The sequence below is a fragment of the Actinomadura mexicana genome (assembly GCF_900188105.1).
Classification (GTDB): Bacteria; Actinomycetota; Actinomycetes; order Streptosporangiales; family Streptosporangiaceae; genus Spirillospora; species Spirillospora mexicana.
This window is the reverse complement of sequence record NZ_FZNP01000004.1, coordinates 250,675-265,611: the sequence shown is the minus strand read 5'-3', so window position 1 is coordinate 265,611 and position 14,937 is coordinate 250,675. Positions and strand designations below refer to the sequence as shown.

Below are 14,937 nucleotides of genomic sequence, written 5' to 3'. Positions count from 1 at the left end.
CCCGCTGACGCTGCGGAGCCGAACGAACCGATGACGCAGGTCGTTGGACGCTACCTCCGAGAAGCGATCCTTGCCGGAGAGCTGTCGCCGGGGGCGCCGATCCGGCAGGAAGCCGTTGCCAGGGAACATGGGGTAAGCAGGCTTCCGGTTCGCGAGGCTCTTCGGCAATTGGAAAGCGAAGGGCTGGTCGTCATCCGCCCGAACAGCGGCGCGCGGGTGGCGATCCTCGACTTCGCGGAGTACACCGAGATCTACAAGATCCGCGAAAGGTTAGAGCCGCTGGCGTTCGCCGAGAGCGTCGGCAACCTGTCAGCGGAGCAGCGCGCAGAGGTCTCTCGGCTGGCCGACGAACTGGAGTCGCTGACGGGTCGCCCGGATGCCTGGCTTGATGCCGACCGGCGCTTCCACCTGGCCTGCTATGCCGGTGTTCCGACCCCTCGGTTGCTGCGGATGATCGTCGAGTTCTGGAACACGACACAGCGTTATCGACGGATCCTGCTGACGACCTTCACGGACCAGGAGTTCGCCGTTGCCGATGACGAGCACCGGCTGATCGCCGATGCGGCCATCACCGGCAACGCCAGAGCCGGGGAGGATCTCATCCGTGTGCACATCGAACGGAGCCGCCTTCGGTTGGCCACGCATCGAGAATTGTTCGACCGGTAGCCGACCGATGCGGCGTTCAGCCTGACGCCGGCCGGCGGAGTGTCATCGTGTGGACGGCCTGGAAGATCGTTTCGGCATGGCAGAAACGGCAACGCGGCTCGCGTTGGATCCCCATGACCTGAACTGCGGTAACCCCGCCTATCATCAGGCTGCTCCCCAGTGCACGCGAGGAGAAACCCGGGGAGCACCACCTGCCGCACCCAGGCTTATCGCCCACCCCAAGTTTCCGCAGTTTAGAGCGTCGCCCACGGTGCGAACTCGTGTGTCCCGATGACCGCTTCGTAGTCCCGGGAGCCAGCGGGGGAGCCACAGTACGCTTCGCAGATTCCCGAAGCGCTCACGCAGACGGTCGATCATTGCGACCGCTTGTCCTGGTCGGCCGAGTTCGGCGGCGGAAGTTGCACTGGCCACCCTGGGACTGTGGTGGCCTCCCCAGGCATGACCCATGCGGCCCCTGGTTACGGTCGCGGCGACGTTCTCCTTGATCGCCTGGGCCGTCTTCTCCTCCCCGAAAGCGGTGGTGCCGGTGCCCCCGGGAGTCCTCGATTCATGCCGGTGGGACCACGTCGTCCGCGCGAAGAGCCGGATGGCTGCCTTCGACGCCGCGTACCTGCTGACCGGCCGACTATCGGGTCGGTGTCAGTCCGGTCCGCCTCGTCGAGGCGTATGCCCAGCGTCGGCCGAACTCGGTTTCCCAGGCGGTTCGAACCGGCATGGAGCTTCAGGTCAGGACGGTGCGCGCGACCCGGTTCCGCAGTTCGCCGAGGCGGTCGACCCTGGTGACGACGACGTCGCCGTGGGCGAGGAAGATCTGCGGGTCGCGGGCGTTGCCGATCCCGCTCGGCGTGCCGGTGAGAACGACGTCGCCGGCCCGGAGCGTCATGCCCAGGGAGAGTTCGGCGATGAGCCGTTCGAAGCGGAAGGCGACCTGCCCCGTGGAGGCGTTCTGCAACAGCTTTCCGTTGACCTCGCACTGGACGCGCAGCGCATAGGGGTCGGCGATCTCGTCAGCGGTGGTGATCCATGGTCCGAGAGGCATGGTCGCGTCGACGCTCTTCCCCTTCAGCCACTGCCCGCCGTGGGCCCGTTGCAGGTCGCGCTGGGACACGTCGTTGGCCACGCAGTAGCCGAAGACGTGGTCGAGCGCGGTTTCCTCGGGGATCGACCGGCCGTCCTTCCCGATCACGATCGCGACTTCGGCCTCGTAGTCCCACTTCGTGGACAGGTCCGGGTCGAAGGCGATGTCGTCGTACGGTCCGATCACGGTGCCTGGGCCCTTGCCGAAGAAGGTCGGCCGGGTCGGCCGCGACTTCGGGTCCTGCCCTTCGCGTTTCCCGAGCGACTCGTCGAAATGGTCCCAGTAGTTCCAGCCCGTAGCGAGGATGTCGCGGTTGAAGCGCCGCAGCGGGGCGGTGAGCGTCACCTCGGCCAGGGGGCAGGCCGGGGCGCCCATCGCCGCCGCGGCGAGCGCATCCAGAGCGGGCGGGCCGCCGCGGACGGCATCGTCGAGGGTGCCCAGTTCCGGGGGGAGCAGCGCGATCGTCTCACCGTCCGCCGATACCAGCCCGATGTGGGCCGCGCCGGCGTGGTGCACCGCGGCGAGCCTCACGTGCCCTGACCCTGGCCGTCCCGGAGGACCGCGATCGCGTTGATCTCGATCAGGTAGTCCTTGTTCACGAACTTCGAGACCTCGACCAGCGTCGACGCGGGAGGCACGCCGGTGAAGTACTGCCTGCGTACGGCGTGGATCGCGGCGAAGTCCTCCATGTTGCGCACGTAGACGTCGACGCGCACGATGTCGTCGAGCGTGCCCCCGGCCGCTTCCATGGCGGCCCTGATGTTCCGGCACACCTGGTGAGTCTGCGCGGTGATGTCTCCGATCCCCTCGACCGTGCCGGATCTGGTGCGAGCGGTCATCCCGGAGACGAACACCAGTCGCCCTTGGGAACTCGCTGACACGGCTTGGGCGAAATGGCCGTTCGGGACGGCCAGGTCGACGGATCTCACTTCCTGCTTGGGCATGGACGCCCGCCTTTCGGGTGGGTTGCGAACGTGGCCGCTGGAGGCGGCCGGGGCTCCGTGGCTACCGTGCGTCGGCGGGGTCGGTGTACCACTCGGGTTGAGTCGGATAGTGCGGCCCGTCGTAGGTCTCAAGGAGGACCGACTCCTCTTCGGCGAGGGTCGGACCGTGCATGCTGCCCTTCGGGTTCCAGTAGAACGAGCCCCGGGTCAGCGTCAGCCCGGTGGGCAAATACGTGTACCGCCCGCTCAGGCAGAACATGAACTGGTTGGACGCGTGGGAGTGGCGGGACGGGATCCCGGCACCCTTCAGGAACCGGACGAGAGCGATGGACGCGCCTGTCGCGTCGTCGCGCCACAGCAGCCGCTGGGAGAGCCCGGCCAACGTCTTGTCCACCCACTCCAGGTCGTCCGTCCGGAGCAGGACCTCACGGAATCGGCCGAGGAGCTCCCCTTGGCCGTTCGTGACGAGCTGTTCGCGGGACCGGTCCGGTGCCGCACCGGAGTACGCAGCGGGATCGGAAACGTTGTCCGCCCATTCGTGTTCGGACACACCCGCGGGGCATGGCGGGCACGGCGTGACCAGCGGCTCAGTCATGCCCGGGTCCCCCTCCGGCCTCGCGCGAACCGTCTGCCGCGTCCTCGCCGGCCGTCTTCAGCTCGACGAGCCTGCTGTGGTATCGGGTGTTCCCGCGGTTCGTCAGCATGTGGACCTCGCCGGGCAGTCGGTACACGACGCCGCCGAACGGCTCGTGCACCAGACGCGGCTCGCCGCCGTCGAGGGGATCGATCCGGTTGTCCGCGGCGGCCAGCGCGATGACCAGGTAAGGGTTGCCGTGCCGGTGCCACGTCTGCTGCTCGCCCGGTTCGAGGACGATGTCCCAGACCCGGACGCTGGCGTTCTCGAAGACGACCCTCTGACCGACCTTGCCGAGGGTGACCTCGGAGCCGTCCGGAGCGATGGCGATCTCATCCGCTGACATGGGCTTCCTCTCTTTCGGATTGCTCGGACGCGACGGGGACGGGGCGGCCGACGGCGCGGGCGTACAGCTCGGCCGCGACGTCGCGCCCGGAGTGGGGGGCGAACGACGCGATCGCCGCCACGTGCGCGTCCGGCCGGACGAGCACGACGGTGTCGGGAGGTACACCGAACCGCTGTTCGACACGGCCGCCGGGATCGAAGAGCGCACGCCGCCGCAGGCCGGAGTCGTGCGGCGCGTCCCACCGGCTGACGGCGAAGCGGCGCAGCCCCGGGGACTCCGGTCCGGGAATGCGCGGCCCGCGGCGCGTGTCGGTGAAGTACAGCGCGACGAAGCCGTCCGCGACCAGGTCGTGCAGGAAGAGCATTCCGTTGTGGCCGAAGAGCGGGAGGTCGGGCGCGCGGTCCCCCGCCCGGACCGCGCCGGGCGCCGACCCCGACTTCACCATCGACCAGTCGCCGGTGCCGTCGACGTCCAGGCGGACGCCGAGGAGAGAGCGGGTGAACGCATTGCCCCATTCGCCGTCGCCCATCGCCTCGACGCCGTCGGAACGCCGTGCCATGTAGGTGCGTGCGGCCTCGGCCATCTGCCCGGCCCCCTGGACGGCGACCGGTGCCTGCTCGCTCTCGTATCCGTCCAGCAACTCCTCGCCAGCCCAGCCGCGCAGCACCCACGCCAGCCGCCAGGGCAGGTTGGAGGCGTCGAGCACGCCCGTGTTGAGCCCGAGCGCCCACATGGGCGTGATCAGGTGGGCGGCGTCGCCCATGAGGAACATCCGCCCGACCCGCCACCGCTCGGCCACCCGCTGGTGCACCGTGTAGACGTTGGTGCCGATGACCTCCAGCCCTGAGACGTCGCCGATGAACCTGCGGCATTTGTCCGCCAGCTCGCGCCGCGTGGGTTCGGGCCGGCCCGGCGCGAGGGGGTACAGGAACCGCCAGCAGTGCGGCTGGCGCACGAGGATCATCCACTCCTCCGGATCCCCGAAATAGGCGAGATAGGGATAGTCGCGAGGATTCGCCACGTCGAGGTCCACCTTGAGATCGACGAGCATGTAGCGCTCGTCCAGCGTCCTCCCGCTGACGGCGATCCCGAGCCGATCCCGCACCTGCGACCGCCCGCCGTCGCAGGCGAGCACGTATCGGGCCCGGACGGCGCGCAGACCGTCCGGGGTGTCGAGCCGCAGCTCCACATGGTCGTTCTTCTGGGTGAACCCGGTCAGCCGGTGGTTCATCCGTAGTGCGCCCGGGCACCGTTCGTCGAGTGCCGCCCTCAGCACCGGCTCCAGCTCGTGCTGAGGAATGTTGATCACGAAGGGGAACCGGGTGTCGTCGACGAGCGTGCCGGTCCGCACGCTGCGCGCCGACGTGTTGGTCGCGAGGTCGATGTCGCCGATCTCCTCCAGCCGCAACGACGCCCGGAGCACCCCGGGAAGCGCACCGTACCGGTGCAGCACCTCCAGGGTCCGTGTGAGCACCGTTCCCGCCTTGGTGTCCAGTGAGAGGCCGGCATCTTCCTCGAAGACCGCTACGGGCACTCCGTAGTGGGCCAGCCCCAGTGCCGTCGTGAGGCCGACGGGCCCAGCCCCGATCACGGCGACGGGAAGGTCCTCCGGCGGAACGGTCATGGCGTCACTCCTTACTGAGGGCACGGTCGCGGGTCAGTTGCGAGCCGGTCATCGTGGCGGCGTCGGACAGCAGGAACATCAGTGGGCCGACCACGTCGTCGGGTGCCCCGATCCCCGTCGTCCGCTCCCAGTGCTCGCGCTCGCCGCCTTCCGGGTTGGCCAGACGGAACTGCGGGGTGTCGATCACCCCCGGGAGGATGATGTTGACCCGCACCCGGTGCTCGGCCACCTCCGCAGCGAGCGACCTGGCGAAAGGGATCAGCGCGCCCTTGCTCGCGGCGTACGCCGACGCCTGTGCGCGGCCGGCGTGGGCCAGACCGGAGGAGAACACCAGGATCGACCCCGACCGCCGCTCGATCATTGCCGGCAGCACGGCCTGGCTGGCCCACACCACCCCGTCGAGATTGACGGCCAGCGTGCGCCGCCACTCGTCGGGGTCCATGGCCACCACGTCGCTGCGCGGCTGGATCGCCGCACCGGCGATCAGCCCGTCGATCCGTCCGTGCCGATCGAGCACGTCCGCCACGCAGGAGAACACGGCGTCCCGGTCTGCCACGTCCACCCGATGCCGCTCGACACGGCCGCGGGGCGGCAGGCCCGGGGAGGGCGCGGCGGTGTCGAGCACGACGGCCGTCCCGCCCGCGGCGGCGTAGGCCCCCGCGACCGCGGAGCCGATGCCGCTCGCACCGCCGGTGACGAGCAGTACCTCGCCCGTGGCGTCGAAGCCGGCTTTCATATGCGCCTCCTGGCGGTCGGTCGGGTGGTCAGCGGGCGGTGCGGCGGCGACCGAGGCGCGCGGCGGCGCGGACGCGGGCGCCGGCCGGGCGGGGCGCGGTCAGCGCCTCGGCCACGAGGTGCCCCGACGCGCCGTTGAGGCCCGCGCCCGGATGCGTCGAGGCCCCGATGTGCCAGAGCCCGCGCACGGGTGTGCTGTGGCGCCGGGCGCCGGGAAGCGGTCGCCAGAAGAAGTTCTGGTCCAGCTCGGCGGAGCCGCCGTAGGGATCGCCGAACTCGGCGTTCGGGTTGCCCGCCGCGAGGTCGGCCGGAGTGATCACGTCGATGGCGAGGACCTTTCCGTGGAGGCCGGGGGCATGCCGTTCGACACGGTCGAGCACACGCGCGGCATACCCCCGGGCCAGTTCAGGGGTCCAGGCCCCCGCCGCGTCGAGTTCCCCGGCGGCGTCGCCGACCGGCGCGAAGGGCGTTTCCTGGAGCTGGAACCACAGGGCGGCGGCGCCCTCGGGCACGCGGGACGGATCGAGCACGTCCTGCCGGCCCACGACCACGGTCGGCCGGTCGGGGAGCAGTCCGGCTTCGGCCTGGGCGCAGGCGATGCCCGTGCTCGCGGAGCCGTCGGACACGTGCAGGAGGGGGACACGGGCCAGCCGCTCGTCGCGCCAGCTGGGCGGTGCGGACAGAGCGACATGTATCTGCATCTCGCCGCGTCCGTACCGGAAGCCGCGCGCCTGGCGCAGCACCGTGTCACTGACCGAGCCGGGTGGCAGCAGCCGCCCGTACAGCGCTGTCGGAGTCACGGACGCGACGATGGCGCGGGCCGCCCGCAGGGTCCGGCCACCGGCCACGACACCGGTCGCGCGCCCGCCTTCGACCGCTATCCGCTCCACGGTCGTGCCGGTGAGGATCTCCACTCCACGGGAGCGAAGGAGCGACTCGAAGGCCGCGACGAAGCGACCGGCGCCCCCTTCCACCACCGGCAGTCCCGATCCGTGCATCGTCGCCGCCAGGACCGGGATCATGAAACCGCCCGAGGCGTGGTCGGGGGAGAGCCCGGCGTGCAGCAGCCAAGGCGCCCACAGGTGGTCGACCTCCGGACCGTTGAACTCGCGGCGGCACCAGGCGCGGCCGCTGGTGGCCAGGTCACGCGCCCAGGCCTCCGCGCCCGCCCTTCCCAGGCGGCGGACCATCGTGCCGGCGTTCCGCAGCAGCGCGGTGGCGGTGATCTCCGATCCCAGGAGCGCGCCGATCTGGTCGGCGTTGTCCGCGAGCCGTCCGAGCGCCGCCAGGTAGCGCCGGCGGTCCTCGGCGTCCGCGAAACCGGCGGCGGTCGCCTCGGGGTCGCGGTCGGCGACCACGACGCGCCCGTCGTCGGCGACGCTCGCGGTGAGCGGACCGTCTGTGTTGCGGTACGTCAGGCCGTGGCGGTGCAACTCCTCGCCGAGTCGCGCGTAGCCGGGACCGGAGACGAACAGGGGGTGCCAGGAGGAGAACGTGTCGTGGAGATAACCGGGAAGCGTGCGCTCGTCCGTGGCGATGAAGCCGCCCAGCCGGCTGTTCGCCTCGACCAGCGTCACCGACCAGCCGGAACCCGCGAGCTCGGCCGCGGCGACCAGGCCGTTCACCCCGGAACCGATCACGATCGCGTCCGTCGCGTCAGTCATCCGCTCTCCTCTCTCCGGCTGCTGCCACTCCTGGCGGGAGGGGGAGCGTGAGCCCCACCCGCTCCGCCTCCTCCAGAAGTGCCCGCAGCGCGCCGTCCGAGACCGGCACGCCCTTCTCGCGAGCGACGGCGGCACGCGTCTCCTCCAACTGCCCCGGCAGGAGCAGCAGGTCCGTCCCCGGCGTCCGCCGGGCGCCGGTGACCTGGCCTAGCAGGTCCTCGAGGCGCTCGGCGAACCGTCCGGGATCGCCGAAGGCGGCCACGTCCAGGGCGAGGAAGAAGTGGGCGCAGTCGTTCGGCACAGCGGTGTCCTTGTACAGTCCGTTCACCCCCGAGCCGTATGCGCCGCCCGAGAGCACGCCCGCGAGCACGTCGATCGTTAGGGCGAGCCCGTAACCCTTGGGGCCCGCCGCGGGCAGAAGCATTCCGGCCAGTGCCGCCTGCGGGTCGGTCGTCGGCCGACCTTGCGCGTCCGTGGCCCAGTGCGCCGGTATCGGCCGGTCCTCCTGCGCCGCGAGCCGGATCTTGCCGAGCGCCGCCTCGGACAGCGCCATGTCGAGCACGACCGGAGCGCCGCCGGAGCGAGGGAGGGCGATGGCCAGGGGATTGTTGCCCGTTACCGGCTCCGCTCCTCCGGGGGCCGGCATCAGCGGCCGGGTGTTGGCCGCCGCGACCCCGATGCAGCCCGCGGCGGCGGCCGCCGCCGCGTACCGGGCGGCGGCACCGAAATGGAAGGCGTGCCGGACCGTGACGGCGCCGACGCCGTGGGCGCGCGCCTTGGCCACCGCGATGTCCATGGCCTGGTCGCCGGTCAGCTGGCCCAGCGCATGCCGCGCGTCCAGGACGGCGACCGCGCCCCAGTCGATCACGACCTCCGCGCGCTCCCGGGCGGTCACCGAACGGTCGCGCAGCCGCCGCAGGTACATCGGGACCAGCAGCACGCCGTGCGAGGCCGTGCCGCGCATGTCGGCGACCACGAGCGACTCGGCCACCGTCCTCGCGGCGCGCTCGGACAGGCCGTAGCCGCGGAAGACGCCGGTCACCGTATCGATGAGCCAGTCCGCCGGCACTGTCGTCGTGCCTGCCATGGTCCCCCCTGCGGATGTCTGCGATGGGGCGCCGTCGAGACGCTGCGCCCTGAAGTGTGCGACCGGACTCTCAGGTGAACGCCCGGCCGCCGTTGACGTAGAGGTTCTGGCCGGTGACGAAGTCCGAGCCGTGGCCGATGAGGTAGAGCATCGTGCCGACCAGGTCGTCCTGTGTCATCTCGCGCTGGATGCAGCGCTCCCTGATGATCGTTTCTCCCATGGCGGCGTCCTGCCGGGACGTGTAGGCCGGATCGTGCGGCACGTAGCACGGGGAGATCGTGTTCACCGCGATTCCGTGGGGCCCGGCCTCGCGCGCCAGCGCCCGGGTGAGGCCCACTATCGCGGATTTGGAGGCGACATAATGAAGAAAGTAGGGCACGGCGGTGGCAACGGTCATCGACGAAGTGTTGATGATCTTTCCGTAACCGCGGTCCCGCATATAGGGAAAAACCGAGCGGCAGCATAGCCAGGTACCGCGGACATTGACCTGGAATACCAGGTCCCACTCGTCGACGTCCAATTGGTCGAACGACGTCTTCTCGATGGAGGAGAAGTATCCGGCGTTATTGACGAGCCCATCGATCCGGCCCCATCTTTCGGCGACCTCCTCGGCCATCCGGTACGTGGCCGCCTCGTCGGTGACGTCGACCTCGACGGCCATCGCCTCACCGCCGGAGTCATTGATCAGCGCTACGACCTGCCCGGGGTCGGTGATGTCGGCGACCGCCACGCGGTAGCCGGCCCGGCCGAGCGCCTGGCAGTAGGCCAGGCCGATGCCCTTGGCGCCGCCCGTGACGATGACCACTTCGTCGTTCTCTCGCCTGTGCTCCATCCGGCCGTCCTTTCGCCAGGTCTTGGCGATGAACGTACTGGTAGCGTTGGTGGATCAGAAACGATTGATATCGATGGATGTCATCGATCCGACCGATGGTCTCGCTGGGGGGCGCCGTGGGGCTCGCGAGCATCGATCTCAACCTTCTCGTCGCCCTGGACGCGTTGCTCAGTGAATGCAACGTCACGCGGGCGGCCGAACGCACCTCCGTCGGCCAGCCCGCGATGAGCGCGTCACTGGCCAGACTGCGGAGGCATTTCGACGACCAGTTGTTGATCAGGCAGGGGCGAAACCTGGTGCGGACGCCGCTGGCCGAGACATTGGTCGATCCGGTGCGGGAGGCGCTCTCCGCGGCGGAGGCGGTCTTCGTGCGCTCCCCGGACTTCGATCCGCGGACGGACCACGCGGCGTTCACCATCATGGCGGCGGACTACGTCACCATGGTGCTCCTGCGCCCGCTGCTGGCCGCGATCGCGGAAGAGGCGCCGCACGTCCGTATCGGAGTCCGCTCGTTCGAGCCGGACTTCGCCGACCGGCTGCGCCGGGGGCATGCCGACATGGTCATCATCCCGACCGAGCTGTCCCGGGGCAGGGTCGCCTTTCCGTACGAGCCGCTGTTCACCGATCGTTACGTACTGATCGTCGACCGGGACAATCCCGATGTGGGGGAGACGGTGACGGTCGAGCAGCTCGCCTCCCTGCGGTTCGTCGCCTACAGCGCGGGCATCCTGTCGATCGTCGACTCGGAGCTTGATGCGCTGGGGCTGCGCCTGCAGGTCGACGTCACCGCCCAGGAGTTCGTGGTCGCCTCGTTCCTGGTCGGCGGCACCCGGCTGGCGAGCTTCGCGTTGGAGCGGCTCGCGAAGCAGCTCGCCGACGTGGCACGGCTCCGCATCGTCGACTGCCCGCTGCCCCTGCGCTCCATTCACGAGACGCTCTACTGGAACCCGCGTCGAACGGAGGACCCGGCCCACCGATGGCTGCGGGGCCGGATCGTCGAACTCGCGCGGAGCCTGTGACCCCCGGCACCGGGGTCGCGCGAACCTCGCCGGCGGCCCCCGGAAACGGCTCCCCGGTATCAACGAGAGTGATGATGTGTATCGACAGCACGCGCTTCCGCCGCTGATCTGTCGGCCTTAGAGTCCGTAGCGAACTAGAAGAACGGAGAGCGGGCATCCCGGATCATTCGATCATCTAATGCCCGCACACCATATCCGGGCTGACGCGACCCGGCCCCCAGGATGGTTCGCTGACCACTTCGTTCGGTGGGTGGCGCCCGGCGTGCCGAACGCCCGTCCCACGCCGGACCCTCTTCCTGACGGGCTCCCCTCCATTTCCTCCGGCCGTCACGGCCGGACTCGAGTAGCCGTCGAGCCGGACGCTCCCCGTCCAGAGGTGCTCGACCATCCGATTCGCTGCGTGGTGACCTAGGAGGCTCGAAATGTATCGATGGAAAGGGGCGGCGGTGCTTCTCGCCGGAGCCCTGGCACTCGGCGGCTGTGCGTCCAGTGAGGGATCGGGATCCGGAGCACCGCTTGGCGATGCCGGCAGCGCGATCGTCCCTGAGGCCGTGAAGGCGGTCACCGCCGGGTCCGCGCCGGTGACCTCGCTGACTCTTCCGGACAGGTCTTCCAAGGCCCCGCGGAACAAGCGCATCGTCGCCGTCACGTGCACGAACGAGGGGGACGGCTGCCCGCTGTCCGCCCAGGCCGTCGGGGAGGCGACCCGCCAGTTCGGCTGGGAGGTCAAGGTCATCGACGGCAAGGGCGATCCGGCGGTGTGGAACTCGGCGATCCTCAACGCGATCACGACCAAGGCCGACGCGATCGTCCTGTCGGCGGTGGCGCCGGCACTGGTGAAGGACGCCCTCGCCAAGGCCAAGGCCGCCGACATCCCCGTGGTGACGATGTTCCAGCCGGTCGTCGCGGGTGATGGGATCTACGGGCACGTCAGGCCCGACCATCCCGCCCAGGGCACGCTCGCGGCCAACTGGATCATCGCCGACTCCAAGGGCAAGGCCAAGGTCATCGAGGTCGTCGACGCGGAGTTCGTCGAACTCGGCCAACGCAGCACCGCGTTCAACTCCCAGCTGAAGAAGTGCGGCGGGTGCGAGGTGGTGGCGACCGTCAACTCGACGCTCGCGACGCTTTCGACCCGGCTGCCAGGCGCGATCACCGCCGCGCTGCAGAAGCACCCCGACGCCGACTACGTCGTGGGCGCCACGGACAACCACTCGCTGTTCGCCTCCCAGGGCATCCAGATGGCGGGCCGGGCCGGCGCCGTCAAGCTCGTCGGCTACGACGGCAACAGCCCGAACTACCGGCTCGTGCGGACCGGCGTCCAGGCGATGGACATCGTCGAGAGCTACTCCCTCCAGGGCTGGCTGGCCGCCGACCTGCTCATCAGGGCGCTGAGCGGCGAGCCGGGACGGGACTACGTCCTGCCCAGCCGCCTGTTCACCAAGGGCACCATGCCGGCCGAGCTGTGGGAGACCGAGGCCGACTTCAGGAAGCACCTCACCGAGCGCTGGACGAAGGGCACGGCTGCGAATGACTGAACCGGCCCTGCGCGTCGACGGCCTGGCCAAGTCGTTCCTCGGCCAGACGGTCCTGAGCGGCGTGGACATGCGGATCGCCCCGGGTGAGATCCACGCCCTGCTGGGTGAGAACGGGGCCGGCAAATCCACGCTCATCAAGATCCTCGCGGGAGTCCATACGGCGGACGCGGGCCAGGTGACCGTGGCGGGCAGGCCGCTGCGGCCGCGGCACCGCCTCGCCGATGCGGCGGCCGCCAGGATGCGGTTCGTGCACCAGGACCTCGGCCTCGTCGACGATCTGGACGTCACTGAGAACATCTGCCTCACGTCGGACTTCAGTTCCCGGGGCGGACTCATCCGCTTCGGAGCCTCGCGGCGCCGAGTCCGCGAGGTGCTCGGCCGGTTGGGCGTGGACATCGATCCGCGCCGGCGCGTCGGCGACCTCGCACAGGCCGAGAAGGTGATGGTGGCGGTCGCGCGGGCCTTCTCGGCCGAGGCGCACCTCATCGTGCTCGACGAGGTGACCGCCAGCCTTCCCACACCCGAGGTCGCACGGCTGAAGGATCTGCTCCACCAGGCATGCCGGCAGGGCACGGCCTTCCTCTTCGTGACGCACCGGCTGGGGGAGGTGTTCGACATGGCGGACGCCGTCACGGTGCTGCGGGACGGGCGGCGCATCGCATCCGCGCGTCCGGCCGATGTGACGCACGACCAACTGGTCGAATGGCTCGTCGGCCGGTACGTCGCCGCGCTGGCGCCCCGCAGCGGTGAGTCGCACGCGTCAGCGGGCACGCCGGTGCTGCGGGTCGAGGATCTGCGCGCCACCCCCCACCACGCCACCCTGAACTTCACGGTCAACGCGGGCGAGGTCGTCGCGTTCACCGGGCTGGTCGGCTCGGGTGCTCACGAGGTGGTGCGCTGCCTCGCCGGGGCTCAGCGCCCGCAGGAGGGGACGGCGTCGCTGCGCGGGCGGCGGTTCCCCCTCGGCGACCCCGTGGGCGCCGCGGGCCGGGGCAGCCGCTACGTGGCGGGCGACCGGCAGGAGGGCATCGCGCCCGACCTGTGCGTCCGGGAGAACCTCTTCCTGGCGCACTACTGCCACGGCGGACGGTTCCTGCGTCCGCGTCGTGAGCGGCGGGCAGCGGACGACCTGATCGCCCGCTACGACGTCCGGCCGCCCCAGGCGTCCGAGTTGCCGGTGGTCACGCTGAGCGGCGGCAACCAGCAGAAGGTCGCGATCGGCCGGGCCCTTTCGGGCACCCCCGGGCTGCTCGTGCTCGACGATCCGACCGTCGGCGTGGACATCGGGGCCCGGGTGGCGATCCACCGCCTCATCCGCCAGACGGCGGACACGGGAGTGCCGGTGGTGCTCGCCTCGACGGATTTCTCCGAGGTCGTGTCCGAGGCGCACCGCGCCGTCGTCATGCGCGACGGCCGGGTCGGCGCCGTGCTGAGCGGCGCCGACCTCACCGAACAGCGTCTGATCACAGAGAGCTACCGAGCGCGGGAGGTCGCATGACCACCTCAAGGGCCACGGCGAAGCAGGACGCGCCGTCCGGACCGGCGGGCGGCGCGCAGGGGGGCTCCCGCGACCTCGTGGCCAGGATGGGCGCGCGGTACGGGTTGCTCGTCGTCTGGGCGCTTCTCATCGTCGTCTTCGCGGTCCTCAACACCGACGTGTTCCTGCGGCCGCTGACGGCGCAGACCATCGCCTCGACGAAGGCCGTCGTCGCCATCCTCGCGCTGGCCGCCCTGGTGCCGCTGGTGGTCGGTCAGTTCGACCTGTCCGTGGCCTCCCAGTTCGGGCTCGCGCAGGCGCTGTGCGCGGGGCTCATCGTGAAGCAGGGGCTGCCGGCCTGGCTCTCGCTGCTGGTCGTCCTGGTGGTGGGCGGCGTCTTCGGCGTGGCCAACGGCCTGCTCGTGGCCGTCGTCCGGATCAACGCGTTCGTCACGACCCTCGCCACCGGAACGCTCGCCGTGGGGCTGACGCAGTTGTACACGGGCGGCGGCCAGATCATCGGGGCGTTTCCCGGAGCCTTCACCGACGCCGGCCGGTCGAGCGCGGCCGGGATCCCGTTGCCGTTCGTGTACGTCCTCGTCATCGTCCTGGCGTTGTGGGCACTGCTGGAGTACACCCGCTGGGGGCGGCGGGCGTTCGCCGTGGGCGGCAATCCCCGCGCCTCGCTGCTTTCCGGAATCAACGTCCGGCGGATGACGATCACGTCCTTCGCCATCGCCGGTGTCATTTCGGGGTTCGCCGGGATACTGCAGGTGATGATCCTCGGCGCCGCGAGTCCGGAGGTCGGCGGGCAGTTCCTGCTTCCGGCGTTCGCCGGTGTCTTCCTCGGCGCGGCGGTACTTCGCCCAGGCCGGTTCAACGCCTGGGGAACGCTGATCGCCGTATATTTCCTGGCGACCGGGATAACCGGGTTGCAGCAACTCGGAGCCGCGTTCTACATCGAGCAGTTCTTCAACGGCTGCGCTCTCCTGATCGCGGTGGCGATAGCGCAGTTCAGCGCGCAACGGCGCAGGCGCGCCGCGGCGTCGCTCGGGCAGGCGCGCGGCTAGGCGGCCCGGTCCGCCGCGCATATGGCGCCGGGATCCGTTGCGGTGGCCTGAACTGCTCGCATGCCGTCGATGGTCTTCACTCCCAGGATCATCATCGAGGTCAATGGCCGGTATCGCTGATGATTGTTTCCGCGTGACGGGATCAATGCATACGCTGAGGAGAAGTGCGTTTATGTTCGTATCGAACATCCCGCACGAATTCTTCTTCAATCGCGACCCGGAG

The 14,937-nt window shown here is 70.1% G+C and carries 14 protein-coding genes; 5 read left to right on the top strand and 9 right to left on the bottom strand.

Annotation, left to right across the window (positions count from 1 at the left end; genetic code table 11):
• Positions 1 to 30 precede the first annotated feature (30 nt).
• A complete protein-coding gene (locus tag CHC11_RS12615; RefSeq protein ID WP_179278820.1) occupies positions 31 to 666 on the top strand; it encodes a GntR family transcriptional regulator in 636 nt (211 codons plus the stop codon).
• Between the two features lie 721 nt (positions 667 to 1,387).
• Here the strand turns inward: CHC11_RS12615 and CHC11_RS12605 are convergent.
• The 9 genes from CHC11_RS12605 to CHC11_RS12565 all read right to left on the bottom strand — a co-directional run bounded on the left by CHC11_RS12605 (position 1,388) and on the right by CHC11_RS12565 (position 9,610).
• On the bottom strand, positions 1,388 to 2,275 hold the full coding sequence (locus CHC11_RS12605) for a fumarylacetoacetate hydrolase family protein (protein ID WP_218826053.1): 888 nt from the start codon (positions 2,273 to 2,275) through the stop codon (positions 1,388 to 1,390).
• Complete coding sequence (locus CHC11_RS12600; RefSeq protein ID WP_089311881.1) at positions 2,272 to 2,688, bottom strand: RidA family protein; 417 nt, start codon at positions 2,686 to 2,688, stop codon at positions 2,272 to 2,274. The genes CHC11_RS12605 and CHC11_RS12600 overlap by 4 nt, the downstream gene beginning before the upstream one ends.
• 61 nt (positions 2,689 to 2,749) lie before the next feature.
• A complete protein-coding gene (locus CHC11_RS12595) occupies positions 2,750 to 3,283 on the bottom strand; it encodes a cupin domain-containing protein (RefSeq protein WP_143227043.1) in 534 nt (177 codons plus the stop codon).
• On the bottom strand, positions 3,276 to 3,668 hold the full coding sequence (locus CHC11_RS12590) for a cupin domain-containing protein (RefSeq protein ID WP_089311880.1): 393 nt from the start codon (positions 3,666 to 3,668) through the stop codon (positions 3,276 to 3,278). The genes CHC11_RS12595 and CHC11_RS12590 overlap by 8 nt, the downstream gene beginning before the upstream one ends.
• On the bottom strand, positions 3,655 to 5,292 hold the full coding sequence (locus CHC11_RS12585) for an FAD-dependent monooxygenase (RefSeq protein ID WP_089311879.1): 1,638 nt from the start codon (positions 5,290 to 5,292) through the stop codon (positions 3,655 to 3,657). The genes CHC11_RS12590 and CHC11_RS12585 overlap by 14 nt, the downstream gene beginning before the upstream one ends.
• A 4-nt stretch (positions 5,293 to 5,296) precedes the next feature.
• Positions 5,297 to 6,028, bottom strand: a complete 732-nt coding sequence (locus tag CHC11_RS12580; protein ID WP_089311878.1) for an SDR family NAD(P)-dependent oxidoreductase — start codon at positions 6,026 to 6,028, stop codon at positions 5,297 to 5,299.
• A gap of 28 nt (positions 6,029 to 6,056) precedes the next feature.
• The gene (locus tag CHC11_RS12575) at positions 6,057 to 7,691 is read right to left on the bottom strand and encodes a phytoene desaturase family protein (protein WP_089311877.1); all 1,635 of its coding nucleotides are present in this window, start codon (positions 7,689 to 7,691) and stop codon (positions 6,057 to 6,059) included.
• Positions 7,684 to 8,778 (bottom strand): Ldh family oxidoreductase, encoded by a 1,095-nt coding sequence (locus CHC11_RS12570; RefSeq protein WP_089311876.1) that lies wholly within the window; start codon positions 8,776 to 8,778, stop codon positions 7,684 to 7,686. Before CHC11_RS12570 ends, CHC11_RS12575 begins: the two co-directional genes overlap by 8 nt.
• Before the next feature lie 70 nt (positions 8,779 to 8,848).
• Positions 8,849 to 9,610, bottom strand: coding sequence for an SDR family NAD(P)-dependent oxidoreductase (locus tag CHC11_RS12565; RefSeq protein ID WP_089311875.1), 762 nt, complete (start codon positions 9,608 to 9,610; stop codon positions 8,849 to 8,851).
• A 77-nt stretch (positions 9,611 to 9,687) separates the two neighbouring features.
• Here CHC11_RS12565 and CHC11_RS12560 point away from each other — a divergent pair, with 77 nt between their 5' ends.
• From CHC11_RS12560 to CHC11_RS12545, 4 genes are all read left to right on the top strand, one after another.
• Positions 9,688 to 10,629 (top strand): LysR family transcriptional regulator, encoded by a 942-nt coding sequence (locus tag CHC11_RS12560; protein WP_089311874.1) that lies wholly within the window; start codon positions 9,688 to 9,690, stop codon positions 10,627 to 10,629.
• 551 nt (positions 10,630 to 11,180) lie between these two features.
• On the top strand, positions 11,181 to 12,167 hold the full coding sequence (locus CHC11_RS12555; protein ID WP_179278819.1) for a sugar ABC transporter substrate-binding protein: 987 nt from the start codon (positions 11,181 to 11,183) through the stop codon (positions 12,165 to 12,167).
• Complete coding sequence (locus CHC11_RS12550; protein ID WP_089311872.1) at positions 12,160 to 13,665, top strand: sugar ABC transporter ATP-binding protein; 1,506 nt, start codon at positions 12,160 to 12,162, stop codon at positions 13,663 to 13,665. The genes CHC11_RS12555 and CHC11_RS12550 overlap by 8 nt, the downstream gene beginning before the upstream one ends.
• A complete protein-coding gene (locus CHC11_RS12545) occupies positions 13,662 to 14,714 on the top strand; it encodes an ABC transporter permease (RefSeq protein WP_089311871.1) in 1,053 nt (350 codons plus the stop codon). Before CHC11_RS12550 ends, CHC11_RS12545 begins: the two co-directional genes overlap by 4 nt.
• The last annotated feature ends 223 nt before the right edge of the window (positions 14,715 to 14,937 follow it).

Excerpts from the sequence above, each read along its gene's own strand:
- CHC11_RS12615 (WP_179278820.1), top strand. The coding sequence starts at position 31 with ATGACGCAGGTCGTTGGACGCTACCTCCGAGAAGCGATCCTTGCCGGA.
- CHC11_RS12600 (WP_089311881.1), bottom strand. The coding sequence starts at position 2,688 with ATGCCCAAGCAGGAAGTGAGATCCGTCGACCTGGCCGTCCCGAACGGC.
- CHC11_RS12595 (WP_143227043.1), bottom strand. The coding sequence starts at position 3,283 with ATGACTGAGCCGCTGGTCACGCCGTGCCCGCCATGCCCCGCGGGTGTG.
- CHC11_RS12590 (WP_089311880.1), bottom strand. The coding sequence starts at position 3,668 with ATGTCAGCGGATGAGATCGCCATCGCTCCGGACGGCTCCGAGGTCACC.
- CHC11_RS12585 (WP_089311879.1), bottom strand. The coding sequence starts at position 5,292 with ATGACCGTTCCGCCGGAGGACCTTCCCGTCGCCGTGATCGGGGCTGGG.
- CHC11_RS12580 (WP_089311878.1), bottom strand. The coding sequence starts at position 6,028 with ATGAAAGCCGGCTTCGACGCCACGGGCGAGGTACTGCTCGTCACCGGC.
- CHC11_RS12575 (WP_089311877.1), bottom strand. The coding sequence starts at position 7,691 with ATGACTGACGCGACGGACGCGATCGTGATCGGTTCCGGGGTGAACGGC.
- CHC11_RS12570 (WP_089311876.1), bottom strand. The coding sequence starts at position 8,778 with ATGGCAGGCACGACGACAGTGCCGGCGGACTGGCTCATCGATACGGTG.
- CHC11_RS12565 (WP_089311875.1), bottom strand. The coding sequence starts at position 9,610 with ATGGAGCACAGGCGAGAGAACGACGAAGTGGTCATCGTCACGGGCGGC.
- CHC11_RS12560 (WP_089311874.1), top strand. The coding sequence starts at position 9,688 with ATGTCATCGATCCGACCGATGGTCTCGCTGGGGGGCGCCGTGGGGCTC.
- CHC11_RS12550 (WP_089311872.1), top strand. The coding sequence starts at position 12,160 with ATGACTGAACCGGCCCTGCGCGTCGACGGCCTGGCCAAGTCGTTCCTC.
- CHC11_RS12545 (WP_089311871.1), top strand. The coding sequence starts at position 13,662 with ATGACCACCTCAAGGGCCACGGCGAAGCAGGACGCGCCGTCCGGACCG.